The sequence below is a fragment of the Dietzia papillomatosis NBRC 105045 genome (assembly GCF_001570845.1).
In the GTDB taxonomy this organism is placed as follows: domain Bacteria; phylum Actinomycetota; class Actinomycetes; order Mycobacteriales; family Mycobacteriaceae; genus Dietzia; species Dietzia cinnamea.
Genome location: NZ_BCSL01000092.1, coordinates 1 through 1,859, shown reverse-complemented (window position 1 = coordinate 1,859; position 1,859 = coordinate 1). Strand labels below are relative to the sequence as shown.

Genomic DNA, 1,859 nt, shown 5'->3' with positions numbered 1-1,859 from the left:
TCGGTCGATGCAACGATCTGCCGTGCTCATCAGCACGGCACGAACACAACGCGCCCCGAGCAGGACACAGGGGGCACGGTCGAATCACAAGAACAGTCCCTTCCCGGACTGTGAACCCGCAGGTCACGCTATTGGTCGATCGCGGGGTGGGCTGACGACCAAGATCCACAGTGCCGTCGACGGTCGCGGCCGGCCGCTGGCAAATGTGGTCACCGGTGGTCAACGAAACGATGGTGCGATGCTCGCCGAAGTCCTGGCCTGACTTCCACAAGTTTTAGTGTCACCCTGCGTTGATCGCGTCGATGACGGCGGCTCGGGCGGCGTCTGGGATCGTGGGTTCGACAAGCATTTCGTGATCGCCGATGGCGACGGTGACGGTGCGCAGGGGCCGCAGGGTGGTGACGATTTTTTTGATCGACATGCCGGTGGAATCTTGCAGGTGCCGGGATACTGCCAAGGCGGCGAACACGACGGTCAGGTGAGCTTCAATCGCGTCGCGGGTGCGGTGGAAGATCGGGCGGGCCCTCAGGTCGGCCTTGGCCATGCGGAAGGACTGCTCGACCTTCCAGAGATCGTGATAGGCCGCCACGACGGCATGGCCGTCCATCACGTCCGGGGCAATGTTGGTGACATACCCCTTGTAACCTGCAGATTCGCGGGCCCGCTCGATCGAAACCTCGTCCAGGATTACCTTTTGGTCGGTGACCTTGACGAATCGCTGCTTCTTGAGTGGCTCTGCCCGGTCGGCCACGCGTTGGGCCCGGTCGATCTGCGCGTTCAGCGTCCGCTGGTCTCGTTTGGCCCGCTCCCATTTGTAGTGCCACACCACCCGCCGGTCTCGCCGGTCCCGGCCTTGCCCCATTGGGCGGATCAGCTCCACGACGCCGTCGTCGGGGATAGCGTTGCCGCGGCGGCCGAAGTGCTCCTCGAGCTCCTTGGGCGCCTTGGAGGTGCGGGAGCCGACGATGAACGACAGGCCCGCGTCCTCCAGTGCATTGAGGTTGGCCGCCGAGAGCATTCCGGCATCGGCCACCACGACCATGTCGCTGATCTGGTGGCGCATCTGGAAGGCCGTGATGACCGGGATCAGCGTCTTGGTCTCTGCCTTGTTGCCCTCAAAGACGTGCACGTCCAGCGGGAAACCATCCCGGGCCACCAGCAGGCCCACGGTGATCTGCGGATCGACCTTGCGCTCCTTGCTCATCCCGACTTTGCGCAGGTCATCTTCTTTTTCTGCCTCGAAATACAACGTGGTCAGGTCGTAGAGCACCAACGCCACGCCAGGGCCGCCGGTGCGGGTGACGTGGGCCCAGCAGGCGGTGGCGATCAGGGTGCGGTAATCCCGGCCGACCACCCGCTGTAGACAGTTGTAGAGCGTGTTGACATGCGGTGGTGTCGTCCCCAATTCGGCCAGGACCCGAACCGAGTCCAACTTGCTGGTCGGCTCCACCACGCGGCACAGCACCAGGTCGCGGAACACCGGATCGCCCACCACGTCGAAACCGAGCCTGGAGTACGTACCGGTCAACCCTTGCCACAAGATCCGCGCCGTGGACTGCTGGATCCGCGCGGCCGTCGCCGCCGGCACGTCGATCACCGCGCCGTCGCGCTCGCCCAATTCCAGGTCAAAAGCCTGCTGATCGCCCTGAATGCGCTGCTTGGCGACCTCGATCAATGCCGCCAACTCGCCGGGGGTGTGAGCCGAACCCAGGTGCTCGCGCACCACCAACCGGCCGCCGACCCACTCGACCAACTGCACGCCCGTGGCCCCCGACCCCGTCGGCACCTTCCGAAATCTCAGCCCCACACGCCCAAACTACCGGGCCGTTTAGTGTCACAAACGCCAGCACCGAACTCGT

Annotated in this window: 1 protein-coding gene and 1 pseudogene; one reads left to right on the top strand and one right to left on the bottom strand. The window is 64.5% G+C overall.

Features of this window, described 5'->3' with window-relative positions; translation table 11 throughout:
• Positions 1-112: 112 nt before the first annotated feature.
• Positions 113-232 (top strand): annotated as a pseudogene (locus tag DPA01S_RS17685) (IS5/IS1182 family transposase); the annotation flags it as partial.
• A 48-nt stretch (positions 233-280) separates the two neighbouring features.
• On the opposite strand, the gene DPA01S_RS15875 reads toward DPA01S_RS17685, so the two are convergent.
• Entirely contained in the window at positions 281-1,807 is a 1,527-nt protein-coding gene (locus DPA01S_RS15875; RefSeq protein WP_439950997.1) for an IS1634 family transposase, read from the bottom strand.
• Positions 1,808-1,859: the final 52 nt, after the last annotated feature.